The organism is Colwellia sp. SU-HH00943, from assembly GCF_057546125.1.
In genome coordinates, this window is sequence record NZ_BAAJLW010000002.1 from 726,975 (window position 1) to 745,213 (window position 18,239).

General features: G+C 37.1%; 12 protein-coding genes and 6 tRNA genes. 7 read left to right on the top strand and 11 right to left on the bottom strand.

The genetic code is table 11. The features are described from left to right. Positions 1-137 precede the first annotated feature (137 nt). The gene (locus tag AC27GZ_RS08335; protein ID WP_487094490.1) at positions 138-1,130 is read right to left on the bottom strand and encodes a helix-turn-helix domain-containing protein; all 993 of its coding nucleotides are present in this window, start codon (positions 1,128-1,130) and stop codon (positions 138-140) included. 450 nt (positions 1,131-1,580) lie between these two features. On the opposite strand from AC27GZ_RS08335, the gene AC27GZ_RS08340 reads away from it, so the two are divergent. The 4 genes from AC27GZ_RS08340 (at position 1,581) to AC27GZ_RS08355 (ending at position 7,319) form a co-directional block, all read left to right on the top strand. Beyond that, positions 1,581-1,949 (top strand): hypothetical protein, encoded by a 369-nt coding sequence (locus AC27GZ_RS08340; RefSeq protein ID WP_487094491.1) that lies wholly within the window; start codon positions 1,581-1,583, stop codon positions 1,947-1,949. Between the two features lie 223 nt (positions 1,950-2,172). After that, a complete protein-coding gene (locus AC27GZ_RS08345) occupies positions 2,173-2,586 on the top strand; it encodes a hypothetical protein (RefSeq protein ID WP_487094492.1) in 414 nt (137 codons plus the stop codon). Positions 2,587-2,614: 28 nt separating this feature from the next. Then, positions 2,615-3,652, top strand: coding sequence for a response regulator (locus AC27GZ_RS08350; RefSeq protein WP_487094493.1), 1,038 nt, complete (start codon positions 2,615-2,617; stop codon positions 3,650-3,652). Between the two features lie 46 nt (positions 3,653-3,698). After that, positions 3,699-7,319, top strand: coding sequence for a response regulator (locus AC27GZ_RS08355; protein ID WP_487094494.1), 3,621 nt, complete (start codon positions 3,699-3,701; stop codon positions 7,317-7,319). 81 nt (positions 7,320-7,400) lie between these two features. Here AC27GZ_RS08355 and AC27GZ_RS08360 read toward each other — a convergent pair whose 3' ends face one another. The 8 genes from AC27GZ_RS08360 to AC27GZ_RS08395 all read right to left on the bottom strand — a co-directional run bounded on the left by AC27GZ_RS08360 (position 7,401) and on the right by AC27GZ_RS08395 (position 10,399). After that, positions 7,401-8,396 carry a Solitary outer membrane autotransporter beta-barrel domain gene (locus AC27GZ_RS08360; protein WP_487094495.1) on the bottom strand — a complete coding sequence of 332 codons (996 nt, stop codon included), beginning with the start codon at positions 8,394-8,396 and terminating at the stop codon, positions 7,401-7,403. A gap of 68 nt (positions 8,397-8,464) precedes the next feature. Next, entirely contained in the window at positions 8,465-8,845 is a 381-nt protein-coding gene (locus AC27GZ_RS08365) for a hypothetical protein (protein ID WP_487094496.1), read from the bottom strand. A 761-nt stretch (positions 8,846-9,606) separates the two neighbouring features. Next, positions 9,607-9,682, bottom strand: a tRNA-Val gene (locus AC27GZ_RS08370). Between the two features lie 46 nt (positions 9,683-9,728). After that, positions 9,729-9,804, bottom strand: a tRNA-Val gene (locus AC27GZ_RS08375). A 22-nt stretch (positions 9,805-9,826) separates the two neighbouring features. Next, positions 9,827-9,903 (bottom strand) — tRNA-Asp (locus AC27GZ_RS08380). 32 nt (positions 9,904-9,935) lie between these two features. Beyond that, positions 9,936-10,012: transfer RNA gene (locus AC27GZ_RS08385), tRNA-Asp, on the bottom strand. Positions 10,013-10,081: 69 nt separating this feature from the next. After that, positions 10,082-10,158 (bottom strand) — tRNA-Asp (locus tag AC27GZ_RS08390). 165 nt (positions 10,159-10,323) lie between these two features. After that, positions 10,324-10,399: transfer RNA gene (locus tag AC27GZ_RS08395), tRNA-Val, on the bottom strand. A 290-nt stretch (positions 10,400-10,689) separates the two neighbouring features. Here AC27GZ_RS08395 and gltX point away from each other — a divergent pair. The 3 genes from gltX to AC27GZ_RS08410 all read left to right on the top strand — a co-directional run bounded on the left by gltX (position 10,690) and on the right by AC27GZ_RS08410 (position 13,932). After that, the gene (gltX, locus tag AC27GZ_RS08400) at positions 10,690-12,102 is read left to right on the top strand and encodes a glutamate--tRNA ligase (protein ID WP_487094497.1); all 1,413 of its coding nucleotides are present in this window, start codon (positions 10,690-10,692) and stop codon (positions 12,100-12,102) included. A gap of 69 nt (positions 12,103-12,171) precedes the next feature. Then, positions 12,172-13,521 (top strand): DEAD/DEAH box helicase, encoded by a 1,350-nt coding sequence (locus AC27GZ_RS08405; RefSeq protein WP_487094498.1) that lies wholly within the window; start codon positions 12,172-12,174, stop codon positions 13,519-13,521. Positions 13,522-13,524: 3 nt separating this feature from the next. After that, the gene (locus tag AC27GZ_RS08410; protein WP_487094499.1) at positions 13,525-13,932 is read left to right on the top strand and encodes a GFA family protein; all 408 of its coding nucleotides are present in this window, start codon (positions 13,525-13,527) and stop codon (positions 13,930-13,932) included. Between the two features lie 123 nt (positions 13,933-14,055). Here AC27GZ_RS08410 and AC27GZ_RS08415 read toward each other — a convergent pair whose 3' ends face one another. Next, positions 14,056-15,648, bottom strand: a complete 1,593-nt coding sequence (locus AC27GZ_RS08415; protein ID WP_487094500.1) for an ABC-F family ATPase — start codon at positions 15,646-15,648, stop codon at positions 14,056-14,058. A gap of 7 nt (positions 15,649-15,655) precedes the next feature. Then, on the bottom strand, positions 15,656-17,986 hold the full coding sequence (locus AC27GZ_RS08420) for a YgiQ family radical SAM protein (protein ID WP_487094501.1): 2,331 nt from the start codon (positions 17,984-17,986) through the stop codon (positions 15,656-15,658). Positions 17,987-18,239: the final 253 nt, after the last annotated feature.

An 18,239-nucleotide genomic window follows, 5' to 3' on the forward strand; every position in this document is an offset into this window, starting at 1 on the left:
TCTAGATGAAATATAAGAATGAGCAGTATGTTTCTTTGTGCTTATCTTCAACTATTATTTAGTTAAACTATTGATTATATTATCCTAGTTTATAAGTTTAGATAATAAAAGACCATTTAATGCCAATTTGGAAGTGGTTATCGCTTGGTATTGATAAATTGTCTTGGAGAAACCCCCATAATGCGTTTGAAAGCACGTGAAAAGTGCGTTGGCTCACTGTAACCAAGAAAGCTTGATACCTCTTTAACAGGTAATTCTTCGGAAGTGAGTAATTGGATTGCTTCTTCAATTCTTAGTTGGTCAGTTAATGTGGTAAAATTTAGATCGTGTTGCTTAAGTCGCCTTTGTAAAGTTCGAACAGATATATCGAGTGAGCCTGATAACTGTTTAACTGAGTTACTCTTTGTGCGTAAGTGTGGCTTCATCACTTCTAATAATGAGTGTTTAAAGTCAAACAATAATTTTTGCTCATTTGTTAAGACCTCATTAGATTGCGTTTGTTGAACGTCTATACTTCGACCTAAATATGACGTTGGCACCAATATCGCAGCTTCCGTATGAGGAGAAATAATTTGTGCAGACATTAATATTTCATTATCTTTCGCGTCACTTAAATCGACACTTTGTAACTTAATCACTTTAGGTAACCAATTTTCCCCCGCAACCCAACGCACCATTTGTATTAACATAGCAATGCGGTAAAGCCCCACCTGTTGAACTTCCTTTTCGAAGCCATACACAGGACCACCGCAAAACCAAGTGCCCATTTTATCTTCTTTTATGGAAAATTCAGCATTACTCAATTCAGTGCCAGCTGTTTGGCAAAAGGTAACCATTGCTTGATATAAGGATGGTGCAAATAATAAATTTTTACCAAATTGGCTATGTTCTATTAATGGCGTAAGTCCTGCCATCATACCAATTTGCCAGTGTCCGGTAGTTTTTGCTGATAAAGCGGTCAATCGCCACATCTGAGAAACAGGAATTAATGCATCCCTTTGAAGTAGCATTTCTTCTGAAAGGTACAAGCTATTTAATATTTTTTCGGTTGGAGCACCTAAAGCCGTTAATTGCTGAGCAAAAGCATCTGCGTATCTCATGCGGATTAAAGGAATAGACTGCTGTTTCATGGACTTGGCCTAGTGGTTGTAAAAGTAAATTAATAGCGATAGCAAGATAACTAAGCGCTATTATTCAACATAAACTTTACTATCTCAATAAATTGAAATTCAGGCGTTATGATTCAATTTACTTATTAAAGTATTGCTGCTAATTAATATTAATTATATAGCCTCTTGAGTTAATGTAATGGGTTTAGAAAAGTGTTAATTGTATTTAATCAGTTTATATAAAAACTGAAGCTATTATTGCTAAAACCTTCTCGGATTGTCTTTTATTTTTTAATCACCAATTTAAAAACTTTACTCATATAATAGAGTGTAAAACTTGATGAAAGTGTGCTAAAAATAGTGTAACTATTTAATTTCAAGGAATAATTACAATTAAAGTGGCAAAGCTATAATTAAAGTGGCAAAGCTATAATTAAAGTGGCAAAGCGTTAATTGTATTATTGAAAATTTATGATCAAATCACAAAAAAATACAAAATTTTATTTGTTTATCTTAGCCAATATTGCTTCTCTTTTCTTTATTGTTAGTTGTGCGAGCCCTTCTGTGAGTCAAGCAGTGGCTGATGCCAATGATCCTGCATTGGTTAAAAAGTTCGAAAAAGAAATTATGATCGTTGCCAAAGAAGCAAGTGCTAATCCAAGTTATAAAAGAATTCCCTTAGATTCTAAAGCAGATCAAACTTGGTTTGTTTCACTTGCTTTTTTACTTTGGGATAATCAAACAACAACAGAAGCATTTATTACAGAAGGGTTAACCCGATTCCCAGATTATAAGGCTTCTTTTAAATACGTTGCAGAAAAGATTAAAGCCATTGAATAACTGCTAACCCAAGTACTCGTTAATTATGTTATATGGGTAATTATTACCTTAGGGTTAATCAATCTTAATACGAGCTTAATGCTATTAAATTGAACGAGTAAGTTAGAGTAACATCATACATTGGTAATGTTTTTAGACGAATATCAAGCCAATGTGAGACAAACCAATAACCCATGTTAAAAAATGACATGCATTCACAAACTTAATTCAAAGGATATAAATAATGCAAATACGACAATTTATTTTAATGATATTTTCAGTGCTCGTGCTTAGTGCTTGTGGCACAACGGATGATAATCTACGAAAACAAGGAAAGAACGAAGCTTATATACAAGGTTTCCATGATGGACGACACAGTGGTATGAAAGAAGGTGGCAATGCTTTTGAACACTTTATAAAAGATACTGAACGCTTTGCTTCTGATGCGAGCTATAAACAAGGCTGGTTAGCAGGCGAGACAGAAGGAAAAAAATTACAAAAACAAGCGGTATCTGTAGGGAACTCAATAGGAAATGCTTATAGTACTTCACAAATAACTAAAGAAGCGCATAAATCGACAGACTTTGAAAAACAAGCAAGTGGTGCAGTGAAAAATGTTGATACCTCTGCTTTAAAAGAGTTGAAAAAAGATAACTAAACACTTTTAAAATATCAAAGAGACTTAAATGGATAATAAAAGTTCGAAACATAGCATACTCGTTGTAGACGATATTCCCGATAATATACAGGTGTTAATGGGGGTATTATCGAGCGACTATAAAGTCCAAGCAGCCATAAATGGTAAAAAAGCGCTTGAAATAGCCAATAAGCATCCTCAGCCTGATATTATCTTGCTTGATATTATGATGCCTGAAATCGATGGCTTTGAAGTGTGTGCTCAACTGAAAGCCAATCCTGAAACCGCAAAAATTCCAGTTATTTTTGTTACAGCTAAAGCCGATCAAGTTGATGAAAATCATGGCTTTGAACTTGGTGCCGTAGATTATATTACCAAACCTTATAATCCTTCAATTGTGAAAACACGGGTTAAATCTCAGTTGTCTTTGGCAATGCAAACTAAGCATCTTGAGTTTTTGGTTAAAGAGCGAACATTAGAAATAGAAAAAACCCGTCAAGCGATTATCAATAAACTCGGTAAAGCGGCTGAATATAAAGACAATGAAACGGGTTTACATGTTATTCGTATGGCACTTTATAGCAAGTTTTTAGCACAGAAAGTATCAGAGGATAATCAGTGGATTGATTTACTCTATAGTGCAGCACCTATGCATGATATTGGCAAAATAGGAATACCCGACGCTATTTTATGTAAGCCTGGAAAATTAGATCCAAGTGAGTGGCAAATTATGCAAACTCATGCAGAAATAGGCGGAGAAATCTTAGGAAATGAGTCAGGTGAATTGCTGCAAATGGCTAGAGAAGTCGCGCTTAATCATCATGAGAAATGGAATGGTCATGGATACCCTAAAGGAATAAAAGGTGAACAAATACCGCTTACCGCAAGGATTGTTGCTATTGCCGATGTGTTTGATGCCTTAACAAGTGAACGACCTTACAAGAAAGCTTGGCCAATAGAAAAAGCGGTTGATTTGATAAAAAGTGAAGCTGGCGAACACTTTGACCCAGATCTTGTGCCGTTATTTATATCATGCTTACCAGAGATAGAAGCTGTTATGCAGAAATACCAAGATAGTTTTGAATAGAGACTTTTTACTTATTAATAATTTCTTAACTCCCATGGAATGACCTGTGACTACGTTAACTGTTTCTGCAATTAAAAATAAATACAATAAAGTCATGTACGGCTTTATTGCAGCGTTATTGCTTCTAGTTGCCGTGGCGCTATATGGTGTTTTTAATCAAAGTGAATATACTCAAGCTGTTGAGCGGTATTCCAAAGCTGGTCAACTTTATCTTATGCTTGATAAAGCAAGGTTATCAGAGCTGATTTTTACGCGTGATAACGACGAGAATGATGCGAAAAATGCTATTGAGCAAATAAAAACTGCTAATGAATATTTACAGGATGTTATTGCTAATGAGTTATTAGATAAGGAAGAAGGAGAGAATCTACTCGTCTTGTCGAAAGAATATAAAGCATTATTCGAAAATTACGTGTCGTTAACAAAAGAAATGGTTAATCAACGACAATCTATGGTGAATTCAGCAACTTTAGCCTCAGATAGCTCTGAATATCTAGCGACCATTCAACAGAAGTATATTGACTACGACGAGCAAGAAATAAAACGTTTACGCGAATCAACCGTTTCCATCATGTCTAACTCTAGAAGAGCAAGTGAACTTGCTCTTCTCGCCGAATCTACAAGAAATATTGAAAAGCACTATTTGTTAACTCATAACCTTTATGATTTAACCGTAATCCAGCAGTCTTTAGGTAAAATATCGGCTTTAGTTGTTCAGTTAAAATCAGATATTGAAGATAGCCGTAGTATTAATCATTTAGAGAGTATCGAGCAAGACCTTCAGCAATATAGTGTGTACTTGAGCGAACTAAAAAAACTTAATAACCGAAAAAATTTAACTATAAACTCAGAAATTATTATTAACATTGATTCTGCTGCCGTTTCACTTACAGAATCCGCGTTCAAGCTACGTAACAACGAACAGTTATTGTTTGAACAAAAGATGAAATTAACTGAGCAATCTCAAAATTTAATGTTTCGCCGTTTAACAATTGCGCGACAAGTAAATGATTTACTCTTAAATATTAATTTAGCTCGCCAAGTGGATCGTGACTTCATGCTTGCTCATAGCAATGAAGTAAGGCTAGTGCGCTTAAACCAATTTAAAGCATTGTTAAACCAAGTTAAATTCCAAGTAAACAATATAGAGTCAATATTAATACGCGATGATGAAAAACTTACATTTAAAGAAGTATTACCTAATATTGATATCTTCTTAAAAGATTTTATTACTTTAGCTGACGTTGAATTTTTAAAACAAGACGTTCAATTGCGCTTGAATAATATAGCGCAGCAAGCGAATAGCATTTTGTTATCACTGCAACAGCAACGAACGTTAGAAATGCAGGAATATCAAAGTTTAGATAAGCAAATGAATATTTTTCGTGGTGTTTTTATTTTATGTATCTTGCTGCTTGGTTATTTAATTAGACGTTCTCAAAATGCGTTAGCAGTCTTATCAGAGCAATTATCTGCAGCGGTAAAAAAGGCTGAAAAAGCAGAAAAAGCAAAGTCAGACTTTTTAGCGAATATGAGCCATGAAATTAGAACGCCTATGAATGCTATTATTGGCATGAGCCACCTTGCTTTAGAGACAGATTTAACTAGAAAACAGCAAAACTATATTAGCAAAGTGAACCGTTCAGCTAACTCATTGCTTGGTATTATTAACGATATTTTGGACTTTTCAAAAATTGAAGCCGGTAAACTTAAAGTAGAGCGCGTTGAATTTAACTTGTTAAGGGTTCTGAATGAAGTGTCAGATCTAGTGGGTTTAAAAGCGCAAGATCAAGGTTTAGAGTTAGTTTTTGATCTTGAAGAAAATATGCCTTTAAACCTTATTGGTGACCCACTTCGACTAGGACAAATCTTAACTAATTTAGGAAATAATGCCGTTAAATTCACTTCTCAGGGTGATGTTGTGTTCAGTTTTTCTTTTAAAGATAAAGGAGACGAAGGACAATATTTAACTTGCCAAGTTAAGGACACTGGCATAGGCATGAGTCAAGAGCAACTTGAAAACCTTTTCTCTGCGTTTACACAGGCAGACACCTCTACAACACGTAAATATGGTGGAACAGGGCTTGGCTTATCAATATGTAAGCAACTTACTACCTTGATGGAAGGGGACATTTCTGTAACCAGTATTTTAGGTGAGGGCAGTACCTTTGAATTTTCAATAAAGGTTAATAAGTCAGAGAATCAAAACGCCGTTATATCAAGTGTACCTGAAGATCTGACAAACTCAGCAGTTCTTGTTATTGATGATAATGAAAGTGCACGAGTTATTCTTAGTCAGCAGCTTTCAGCAATAGGGCTTAAAACTGTTTCAGTTGCTAGTGCAGAAGAAGGCATTACTGAATTACAAAGCGATGATTATTCATTCGACTACCTGTTTGTTGACTGGAAAATGCCTTCAATGGATGGGGTTCAATTAATTAAAAAACTGCAACAGCTTGAGTTATTGTCTGGGACTAAAACTATCATGATGACTGCATACAGTGGAGAAGGGTTAAGTCAGGAGTTACTTGATGAAGGTTTAGGATTAATGCCTATTTTAACTAAACCTATAATGCCTAATAAATTACTGGATGCGATTGCAAAATTAAATCAAAAAGACTCTGATAAAGGATCAAATAAGCCGAGTATTCAATCACAAAAACCAGCGCGATTAATGTTTAATGCACATGTACTACTTGTAGAGGATAATGATATTAATCAAGAGCTTGCTGAAGAGCTGTTAACTAATCGAGGCTTTACCGTTACTATTGCTAATGATGGTCAGCAAGCCGTAGAGCAAATAAGTCATCATCAGTTTGATGCTGTTATTATGGACTGTCAAATGCCAATAATGGATGGATATGAAGCAACAAAAATTATAAGAAAAACTTATGATGCTCAACAGTTACCTGTAATCGCCATGACTGCGAATGTTATGGAAGATGATATAGCATTAACTAAACAAGCCGGCATGAATGATGTGATTACCAAGCCTATTGATGTCAGTACTATGATGTCTACTTTGTCTAAGTGGGTTACACCTATCAAAGTTTGTGAACAATCAGCGGAGAAAGAGCCAGCTGTGAATGAACAAATCTCGGCTGATCTGGATGAGAAGTATGCTCTTTTTGATACGACTATTGGTTTAGCGCATGTTGATGGTAATAGCGCTTTATACCATAAGTTACTCACTAGATTTTTGCATCAATATGGTAAGAATGATGCTCAGGCCTTTGTTATTCAAGATCTCGATTTTGATATTCATACCTTAAAAGGGCTTGCTGGAAACCTTGGTATCTTCTCTATTTACCAAGCATGTCAAACCATAGAAGATGAAACTGATAAACTAAAAAAACAAAGACTCTCTGAAAACGTTTTAGTGTTATTAGGCAAAGTTTGTGATGAAATATCATTATGGTTAGCTGAGCATGAAACCTCGCAACTTGTTGGTGAAGAAGTGAAAGAAATTAAGCAAGTGGGTGAAGTAAATCCTGTTAAACGAGATAAAGTATTACTCTTGTTAAAAGAAGCCGATACAGAGGCTCTTGAATTTATAAGTGACTGTAGCCACTTCGAGTTAGGTTTAAGTAAAAGTGATTATTTTAGGTTAAATCAGCTTATTGAAAACTTTGATTTTGATAATGCATTTTTATTATTAAATCAGTAGTTTGGTGTTTTGTTTAATTGTAGTAAGTTAAGTCGTAGTAAGTTTAGCTGTAGTAAGTTAATCTCAAAGCTAACATTAAAGTTAAAGCTCATTGAAATAAAACACAATACTGGCGCCATCTAAAGCACTTCCTTTGTGAATGTTGATACCAATACCTACATTATCAATATATTTAGTTAGTTTTTTTGTGTTAATTAATGCGCCTATACCCACTTCGTAAAAATGATTAGCGCCGAAACTTGACACTACATCTCCGCCAATATCTGAGCGTTGAAATTTAATGTACAGAGACTCGGTATGAAGCTTTTCATGGTTGAAATCAAAATTTAGCTTAACGGTATTATTCATACGCCAGCCAAAAGGTTTCGCACCTTGGCTAGATTTAGTGCCATTGAAAGTCCAACCTGAGAATAAATCAAAATCATTATAATATTGCCACTGACCCCAATCGCTTTTATTTTTATAATGCAATCTTATATTTGGTTCGATAATCCAAGCATTAGAAGATAAATTATAAATTACGTCATCTAAGTCATCTTGGTAACCACTTGATAATTCGTTGTTATATTGATGATTATTGATATGGTGTTTTAAGTAAGTACCTATTCTAAGACGCAATTGCCAATTTGAAGAAATAGCTCGATATTGGCTATAGGCAAGGTATAAAGAGTATATTTTGTCGGTATTTTTATCACCTAAAAATCCATCAACATTGGTGGATATTGACGATGACTGATTAAGATAAGAAAGCCCAGCCGTAAGCTCTTCTTTCGTTTGGCTTGCTTTGCCTTCATTGATTTGCCAAGAGTAGGGTAAACTATAAACACTTAAATTATTACGTAACTGGGTTGTCTCATCTTCAGCAAAAATGTTACCCGTTTGGTTTAATAACTTATCAGGATCAAAATTAGCGACACCTAAAGTAATCGTATCAGTATCCGTAAGAATAACAGAAGTCGCAAACAGCTCTTCAAAAACATGCTGAGTATTAGCGTAAAGGCTTTGGCAATAGAGTAGTGAGATTAGCCATAACACTTGGTTAATATAACGTGTTTTTAGCGCTGAGTGTTTTTTCATTAATAGAGAGGTATGCCTAGAGAGTTTTAGAATAAAATTATATTAAGCCCGCTTAATATATTCAACAGCTAACTACCTGCTAAAGCCGACAACCAAAGACTCCAACTTAAACCATGTAACCAGCCAGCTAGTGACGTAATTAGCCAAACAGGAATTAAGGCGTCTGATTTACTTTTAAAATTTTTAAATAGTATTATCGTTGGTACTAAAGCAACTAATAATAATGCAAGCGGAGGGAGTACTTTACCAATTTGTGGTCCTAAGCTAAAAAACATCACAGCGCTTGATAAAAGGGTGAGTAATAAAAAGCTCACTAATGCTTTTCTTTCGGTTTTATACTTAAATAAACTATATAAAACATACAGGTAAAAAGCTGCAGCTACATAGGGTAAATACAATATACCGTCTATTTTTAATAATGACTCTGGAAAATACCGCCAAAGGTTCATTAGCGCTCCTTTTAATGTGTTCTTTGATAGCTAAAAGATATACATCTTGGTTTTGCTCTATACATCTTTTCTTAACCTTCATTTGAAAAATAGCTTTGCGTAAAGTGGGTTAGTTTAATTCTCTTAAGGTGTTTTGTTCATATCCATAGCGGTAAAGAAAAAATATGACTCCTATAAAGCATAGGCTATTTTTAATCGTCTATTAACTTTGTGTAGAAAATAAAACTGTATTTAGATAAATAACTAGTTGAAGGCTAAAAAGAGCTTAGGAGTTATTTATTTAAAAAAAGTATTTTCTTATACACAGCTTTAATTGGAGGATGATACAGGGCTTGAACCAGTGACTTGGTGCGGGGTGTAAAAAGCAGAAGGTACTATTCACTTAAAAGTTAATGTGTTTGTAAAGTATTTTAGGGTGTTTTAAGCGGTGGACGATACTGGGCTTAAACCAGTGACTTGGTGCGGGTTGTAAAAAGCAGTAGGTGCTATTCACTTAGCACTTATGAGTTAAAGTGTTTTTAAGTATATCTAAGGGATTTATAAAGTGGTGGACGATACTGGGCTTGAACCAGTGACTTGGTGCGGGTTGTAAAAAGCAGAAGGTGCTATTCGCTTAAAAGTTAAAGTGTTTGAAACATATTTAAGGGAATTTTAAGTGGTGGACGATACTGGGCTTGAACCAAGTGACTTGGTACGGGTTGTAAAAAGCAGAAGGTGCTCTTTTCTTTAAAGTTAAGTATTTTTTATGAATTATTGAAAAGTGGTGGACGATACTGGGCTTGAACCAGTGACCCCCGCCTTGTAAGGGCGGTGCTCTCCCAACTGAGCTAATCGTCCATATATCAGGCATGATATGAAACTAGGTTTTCTTTGAAGATAATGATGGTGGACGATACTGGGCTTGAACCAGTGACCCCCGCCTTGTAAGGGCGGTGCTCTCCCAACTGAGCTAATCGTCCGACATATCATTATTTAAACAAGTGGCGGAGTGGACGGGACTCGAACCCGCGACCCCCGGCGTGACAGGCCGGTATTCTAACCAACTGAACTACCACTCCGCAAAATCTTGCTTAATGTCGATAAATATAAGTGGCGGAGTGGACGGGACTCGAACCCGCGACCCCCGGCGTGACAGGCCGGTATTCTAACCAACTGAACTACCACTCCGCAGTATATATCTATCTTCGAGTTTATCACTGTTAAGTAAACGGAACTCGAACCCGTGTTAACAAATAGTGGCGGAGTGGACGGGACTCGAACCCGCGACCCCCGGCGTGACAGGCCGGTATTCTAACCAACTGAACTACCACTCCGCGATATTTGTTTAACCAGAGAATTTTAAAAATTTTCTTTTTAAAAATGGTGGACGATACTGGGCTTAACCCGTGATACGGCGTGGGTTGTAAAGAGCAGAAGGTGCTTTTTAAACTACGCTGTTTCTAAATCATTCCACACAACCAAATTTATAAAAATAAAAATGGTGGACGATACTGGGCTTGAACCAGTGACCCCCGCCTTGTAAGGGCGGTGCTCTCCCAACTGAGCTAATCGTCCGTCTCTGTGGTGGCGTATTATAGGCAGATCAAAAAACCTGTCAACATAAAAGCTATTAAAATTGCTAATTATTTTTAAATAAGTTGTCGTTTGATTTTTTTTTGCTCATTACGGTGTTTTTGTCAACATATCTTCGGCCAATATCGCAAACAATATCGGTTAGTTGCAAACTATTATGCTTAAAAGATGAATTAACTTTTGCAGGGTGTTAAAATGCCGCCAATTTTTGACCCAATTTACTTTCCCTAAGTCATTTATTGGTTACTTAGGCTTTTATTATTGAGATTTTTATGACGTTAACAACTCGATTCGCACCTAGTCCTACCGGTTATTTACATGTTGGTGGTGCTCGTACTGCTTTATATAGCTGGCTTTATGCTCAAAAAAATGGCGGTGACTTTATTTTACGTATTGAAGATACTGATTTAGAACGCTCTACTCAAGCGTCAGTTGACGCTATTATGGATGGTATGAACTGGCTTAACCTTGAATGGACGCATGGCCCATACTTTCAAACTCAGCGTTTCGATCGTTATAAAGAAGTTATTGAGCAGTTGCTTGAATCGGGTAACGCCTATCGTTGCTATAGTACTGCAGAAGAAGTTGAAGCGATGCGTGAAGAAGCAAAAGCTAAAGGTGAAATAGAGAAGTACAATGGTTTTTGGCGTGACCGTACTGATTACCCAACAGATAAACCTTATGTTATTCGCTTTAAAAACCCGTTAGAAGGTGACGTGGTTATTAAAGATATGGTTAAAGGTGATATTACTATCAGTAATGAGCAATTAGATGACTTAATCATTGCTCGCTCAGATGGTACGCCAACTTATAACTTAACCGTTGTAGTAGATGATTGGGATATGAAGGTGAGTCATGTGGTACGCGGTGATGATCATATTTCTAATACACCTAAACAAATTAACATTCTTGCGGCATTAGGTGCCGACATTCCTGAATATGCTCATATCCCAATGATTTTAGGCGATGATGGTAAGCGCTTATCAAAACGACATGGTGCTGTGAGCGTGATGCAATATCGTGATGATGGCTACTTACCTGAAGCCTTACTTAACTATTTAGTTCGTTTAGGATGGTCTCATGGCGATCAAGAAATATTCTCTCGAGAAGAAATGATTGAGTTGTTCGATTTGAAAGATTGTAATCGTGCACCATCAGGGTTTAATACCGATAAGTTAATCTGGGTTAACCAACATTACATGAAAACCATGGATGCTGAATATGTCGCTAGCCATTTGGCTTGGCACATGAATGAGCAAGGTATCAATATTGAGCAAGGACCTGCTTTAGCTGAAATAGTTAAGGTTCAAGCTGATCGCGTTAAAACATTAAAAGAGATGGCTGAAATATCTAGCTACTTTTACCAAGACTTTACAGAGTTTGACGCCAAAGCGGCGAAAAAGCATTTGCGTGGTGTTGCTAAAGAGCCGCTGATGTTAGTAAAAGCTAAATTAGCGGCATTAACTGATTGGCAGCCAGAGCAAATTCATGCTGCTATCAATGATACTGCTGAAGAATTAGAGGTTGGTATGGGTAAAGTGGGCATGCCACTTCGTGTAGCTGCAACCGGTGGTGGTAATTCACCATCACTTGATATTACTCTAGCCTTACTTGATAAAGACAAGGTACTAGCTCGTATTGAGCAAGCGTTAGTGGTTGTTGAAGAGCGTATTGCTGCAAGTTAATTGACTGCAAATTAAGTGTAGGTTAGTTGAATTCAGGCGTGTTTAAGTTGGTGTGTTTAGGAGAAATGAGTGCAATTTAGTGATTTTGGTTTAGAAAGCAGATTAATGAATACAGTAGAGCATTTAGGCTTTACTGAGCCAACTGAAATTCAGCAGCAAGCAATACCCGCTGCTATGCAGGGGCATGACTTGATCGCTTCGTCAAAAACAGGATCAGGTAAAACTTTAGCTTTCATTATTCCTGCACTGCAACGATTAACTAAAAACCGCGCTTTATCTAAGCGAGATCCTCGTGTAGTCATTTTAACGCCGACACGAGAGCTTGCTAAGCAAGTTTTTAGTCAATTACGCCTGTTTACCGCTAATACCCAGTTCAAAGCGGTACTAGTTTTAGGTGGTGAAAACTTTAATGACCAAGTGAAAGTGTTAGAAAAAGATCCGCATTTCATTGTCGCAACACCAGGGCGTTTGGCTGATCACTTAACTCAAGGGCATTTTTATTTAAATGGTTTAGAGCTGCTTATTTTAGATGAAGCAGATCGTATGCTTGATTTAGGGTTTGCTAAGCAGCTTACACAGATTAATAAAGCCGCAGATCATCGCAAACGCCAAACTTTATTATTTTCTGCGACTTTAGATCACGCACAAGTCAATGAATTTGCTCAAGAGTTGTTAACTAAACCAAAGCGAATAGCCATTGGTGGCGCATTTACAGAGCATCAAGATATTAAAAAGCGTTTTTACCTTGCTGATAACCTTGATCATAAAGAAGCGTTATTAAATGCTATTTTAGCTCAGGAAACCTATCAGCAAGTTATCATCTTTACTGCCACTCGTAGTGATACTGAACGTTTAGCTAAGCTGCTTAACCAAGAAGCGTTAAATGCTATTGCGTTAAGTGGTGAGTTAAACCAAAGTCAACGTAATCAAATTATGGAAAGCTTCAGTAAAGGGCAGCATAAAATTTTAGTCACCACGGATCTCGCGTCTCGTGGTTTAGATTTGGTGAATGTTTCATTGGTTATCAATTTTGATATGCCAAAACATACTGAAGAGTTTATTCATCGTATTGGCCGTACTGGTAGAGCCGGCAGCCAAGGTGATGCTATCGCCTTAGTTGGCCCGAAAGATTGGTTGAGTTTTAAAAATGTTGAAGGCTTATTAGAGCAGAAAATAAGTTTTGACACTATTGATGGTTTGAAAGCTAAATTTAAAGGCTTGAAACCTAAAAAAGCCAAAGTAAAACCAGTAAAAACAAAAGCTAAAAAGCTTGATAAATCAAAGGCGGTTAAGGCTAAGAAAGCCACTAAGAAAGTTTTCCATGCAGCGCAAGATGTTGGTGATATGCCGATTATGAAGCGTAAAAAAACGTTGTCAGCAAAAGAGATTGATGACACAAGTACTGATGAAGTCGATTAGAGAATGAAAAGCTTTGGAAGTTGTTTATGTAAACAGATAACCTTTGAGGTTGTAAAATTTCAAGGACCCATAGCACACTGCCATTGCAAAATGTGCCAAAAATTTCATGGCGCTGCATTTTCAACATTCGCTGAAGTGAAGATATCAGATATACATTGGCTATCAGGTAACACGTTACTGAAAGAATATCGTGCTGATAATGAGAGTATTAGAAGCTTTTGCTCAGTTTGTGGTTCGAGTTTGTTGTTTGAATCAAAGTTTAATCGCGCTGATAACACGATAGAAGTTGCGTTAGCGGCGTTTGATAAGCTTTCGCCAGTTCATGTTGACACTCATATATTTACAGAGTCTAAAGCTGATTGGCTCGATATCAATGATAACTTACCGAAGCATCCTAAATACCGTAAATAATACTTAGCTTACTTAGTATAAAGCAGTTTTAATAATCAATCCAAAATGAAATCCCCCTGAGCTTATACAAAATAGCCTTGTATAAGCTCAGGGGGATTTTTTAGCGATAAAGCAAAGATAATATTATGCTTGGCTGGCTAAATACTCGTCATAAGTGCCGGCAAAATCTACATAACCCTCTTTGGTTATTTCAATAATACGCGTCGCAATTGTTGAAACAAACTCTCTATCATGGCTAACGAAGAATAAGGTGCCTTCGTATTGCTCTAACGCCATATTTAATGATTCTATCGACTCCATATCCATATGGTTGGTTGGCTCATCAAGTACTAAAATATTTGGCTGTTGCATCATTAATTTGCCAAATAACATACGGCCTTTTTCACCACCTGAAAGTACACTGACATTCTTATTAATATCGTCAGCAGAGAAGAGTAAACGACCTAAATAACCTCGAACAGCTTGCTCGTCATCGGTTGGTTGACGCCATTGGCTCATCCACTCAAATAAGGTCATATCCGTTTCAAATTCATATTCATGATCTTGTGCATAGTAGCCAATATTAACATTTTCAGACCAAGTAAACTCACCTGAGCTTGGCTCATATCCCACATCATTCATTAAGGTACGTAACAAGGTCGTTTTACCAATACCGTTTTCACCTATGATGGCTACACGTTCACCTACTTCAATTAGTGCAGAAATATCTTTTAAGATATGGTCATCGTCAAAGCTTTTATTTAATTTTTCAAGGACTAAGGCATTACGAAATAGTTTCTTTTCTTGGTTAAAACGAATGAAAGGGTTGGTTCTGCTAGAAACTTTAACTTCTTCTAGCTGAATTTTATCAATTTGTTTTGCTCGAGAAGTTGCTTGTTTCGCTTTTGAAGCGTTTGCTGAGAAGCGGGCAACAAATGCTTGTAGCTCACCAATTTGTGCTTTTTTCTTAGCATTGTCAGCAAGTAAACGTGCACGTGCTTGAGTAGCAGCAAGCATATATTCATCATAATTACCCGGATAAACGTTTAGTTCACCGTAGTCTAAATCAGCCATGTGGGTACAAACACTGTTTAAGAAGTGTCTGTCATGCGAGATAATGATCATGGTTGAATCGCGCTCGTTTAATGTATCTTCAAGCCATTGAATAGTATGAATATCTAAGTTGTTGGTTGGCTCATCAAGTAATAAAATATCAGGATCAGAAAACAAAGCTTGAGCAAGGAGAATACGCAGTTTAATACCCGGCGCAATTTCGCTCATTAAACTGTAATGTTGCTCAACAGGAATACCAACACCAATGAGCAATTCACCGGCGCGACTTTCAGCACTATAGCCATCCATTTCGGCATATTCAGATTCTAAATCGCCCACTTTCATGCCATCTTCTTCGCTCATTTCAGGCAAAGCATAAATGCGATCACGCTCTTCTTTAACCGTCCAAAGCTCAGTATGCCCCATAATAACGGTATCGATTACAGTATTTGATTCAAAAGCAAATTGATCTTGGCGTAATTTACCTAAACGCTCACCAGTATCTAAACTTACATTGCCTGAAGTTTGCTCTAAATCACCGCCCAAAATTTTCATAAAAGTTGATTTACCACAACCATTTGCGCCGATTAAACCATAGCGATTGCCGCCGCCAAATTTTTGCGAGATATTTTCAAACAACGGCTTAGCGCCAAATTGTTGAGTGATGTTGTTTGCTGCTAGCATGTAATTTCTATCCTTTATTTCTCTTTGGAGCATCCGTTTTTTTTACTTTACGTTTGCTCGGTGTTCTGTCATTAAATTGATCATTACTAAATCGCGTTAAACCTTTTTGGCTTTTAGGTTTATTGCGTGATTGAGTTTTGCCGATATTTCTTTTCTGTCCAGGACTGGTTTTTAAACCACTGGCGTTGTTCTTACCATGTCGCTTATGTTGTTCAAGCTGACGTTGTTCATTACGAGTTTCTCTTGGTACTAAGCAGTTAGGTGCTGAGCCAATTAATCGACTTAAGCCCATCTTAGTAAGTGCTTGACGTATTTCAGGCCAATTATGTGGATCGTGGTAGCGTAAAATAGCTTTGTGTAATCGCCTTTGAATGGCGCCTTTAGGTACTGAGATAGCGCCATCTTTTTTAGCTAAATTTTTGCTTGTGATATTACGCAGCGAGTTAAGCTCGGTATGATAAAGTGTTGTTGCGTTGGCTAATGGTGAAGGGTAAAAGTTTTGCACCTGATCTAGCTTGAAGTCGTTTGCTTTGAGCCATAATGCCAAATTAACCATATCTTTATCGGTTGTACCAGGATGAGCTGAAATGAAGTAGGGGATTAAATACTGCTTTTTGCCTGCTAGCTTTGAGTAATGATCAAACATTTCCTTAAATTTGTCATAACTGCCCATACCTGGCTTCATCATATTATTGAGTGGCCCTTCTTCTGTGTGCTCAGGAGCTATTTTTAAGTAGCCGCCGACATGATGGCTGGCAAGCTCTTTTACATACTCAGGATCTTCTATCGCTAAATCATAACGAACACCTGATGCTATCAAGACTTTTTTAATACCTTTGACTTTTCTTGCTTTGCGATATAACTCAATCGTTGGAGTATGATCAGTATCTAAGTGGCCACAAATGGTTGGCCAGACACAAGAAGGCTTTCGACAAGTTGCTTCAGCTTTTTCACTTTTACAATTAAGTTGATACATGTTGGCCGTAGGGCCACCTAAATCAGAAATAACGCCAGTAAAACCGGGTACTTTTGCTTTGATATCTTCTATTTCATTGATAATTGATTCATGAGAACGAGACTGGATTATGCGTCCTTCATGTTCGGTGATAGAACAAAAGGTACAACCGCCAAAACATCCTCGCATAATATTTATGGAGGTTTTGATCATGTCATAAGCTGGGATTTTTGCATTACCATAACTAGGGTGCGGAACACGTTGATAAGGCAAACCAAAAACATTATCCATTTCATCTTGTGACAATGGTTTAGCTGGCGGATTTAACCAAATACTTCGGCTGCCATGCCCTTGAAACAAAGGTTTAGCTGACGTGGGGTTTACTTCTTGGTGAAATATACGTGAAGCATGAGCATACATCACTTTATTATCTCTTACTTGCTCAAAGGTAGGCAGATTAATGTAAGTATCTTCCCAAGGCTTCTTTTTATCTTTCCAGCTTTTGTTACGACTATAATTGGCTTTAGCTTCACTAAAGTCAGTAATATTAACCACTTGTGCTGTTTTAGTGATGTCTTTTGATTCATCAGTACTTGATGAGTCACTACTACAACTTGTAGGCGTTATTTCTTCGTAAGGACTAGGAATAGGCTCTATTTTCCCAGGTCTATCGATATCACGAGAGTCAATGCCTTTCCAGCCGGGTAGGGGACTATTGGTGAGAAAAGCACTACCACGAATGTCGGTAATATTTTTGATATTTTCTCCGCGAGCAAGCCGATGAGCTAATTCCACTAATGGGCGCTCGGCATTTCCGTATACGAGAAGATCGGCTTTTGCATCAAATAATACCGAGCGTCTAACTTTATCAGACCAATAATCATAATGGGCAATACGGCGAAGACTAGCTTCAATACCGCCAATAATAACAGGCACACCTTTAAAAGCTTCTTTGCACCGCTGGGTATAAGCTGTTACAGCACGGTCGGGGCGTTTACCGCCTTCATTGTTAGGGGTATAGGCATCATCATGTCGCATACGCCGTTCAGCTGTATAACGATTGATCATTGAGTCCATATTTCCTGCGGTTACGCCAAAAAATAAATTTGGCCTACCAAGTTCCATAAAAGCATCTTTAGAGCGCCAATCAGGTTGAGCAATAATACCAACTCTAAACCCTTGCGACTCTAGCATTCGGCCAATAATAGCCATACCAAAGCTTGGGTGATCAACATAAGCATCACCGGTAACGATAATAATGTCACAGCTATCCCAGCCTAACGCATCCATTTCTTTTTTCGACATAGGAAGAAAAGGTGCAGTGCCATAACACTCAGCCCAATACTTTGGATATTCAAATAAGGCTTGTGATTGTACTTGCATAATAGCTTGCTCTGCCGTGTGTTAATGAGGTTATTTTTAGACAAGAAATTATTTTAGAAATAAAAACTGCTTAACTGCTTATAAATAGCGCGCGATTATAGCAAAAAAGCTCGTGGTTTTCTAAAAGAATCTCAGCATATAGCTTTGCGTTAGTATGTTCTGATTGATTTACAAGAAATTGTATACAATATTGCTGGTGGATATTTACAATGAGGGTGCCTTTTGCTCTAATCACGACACAAAAAATTTATGA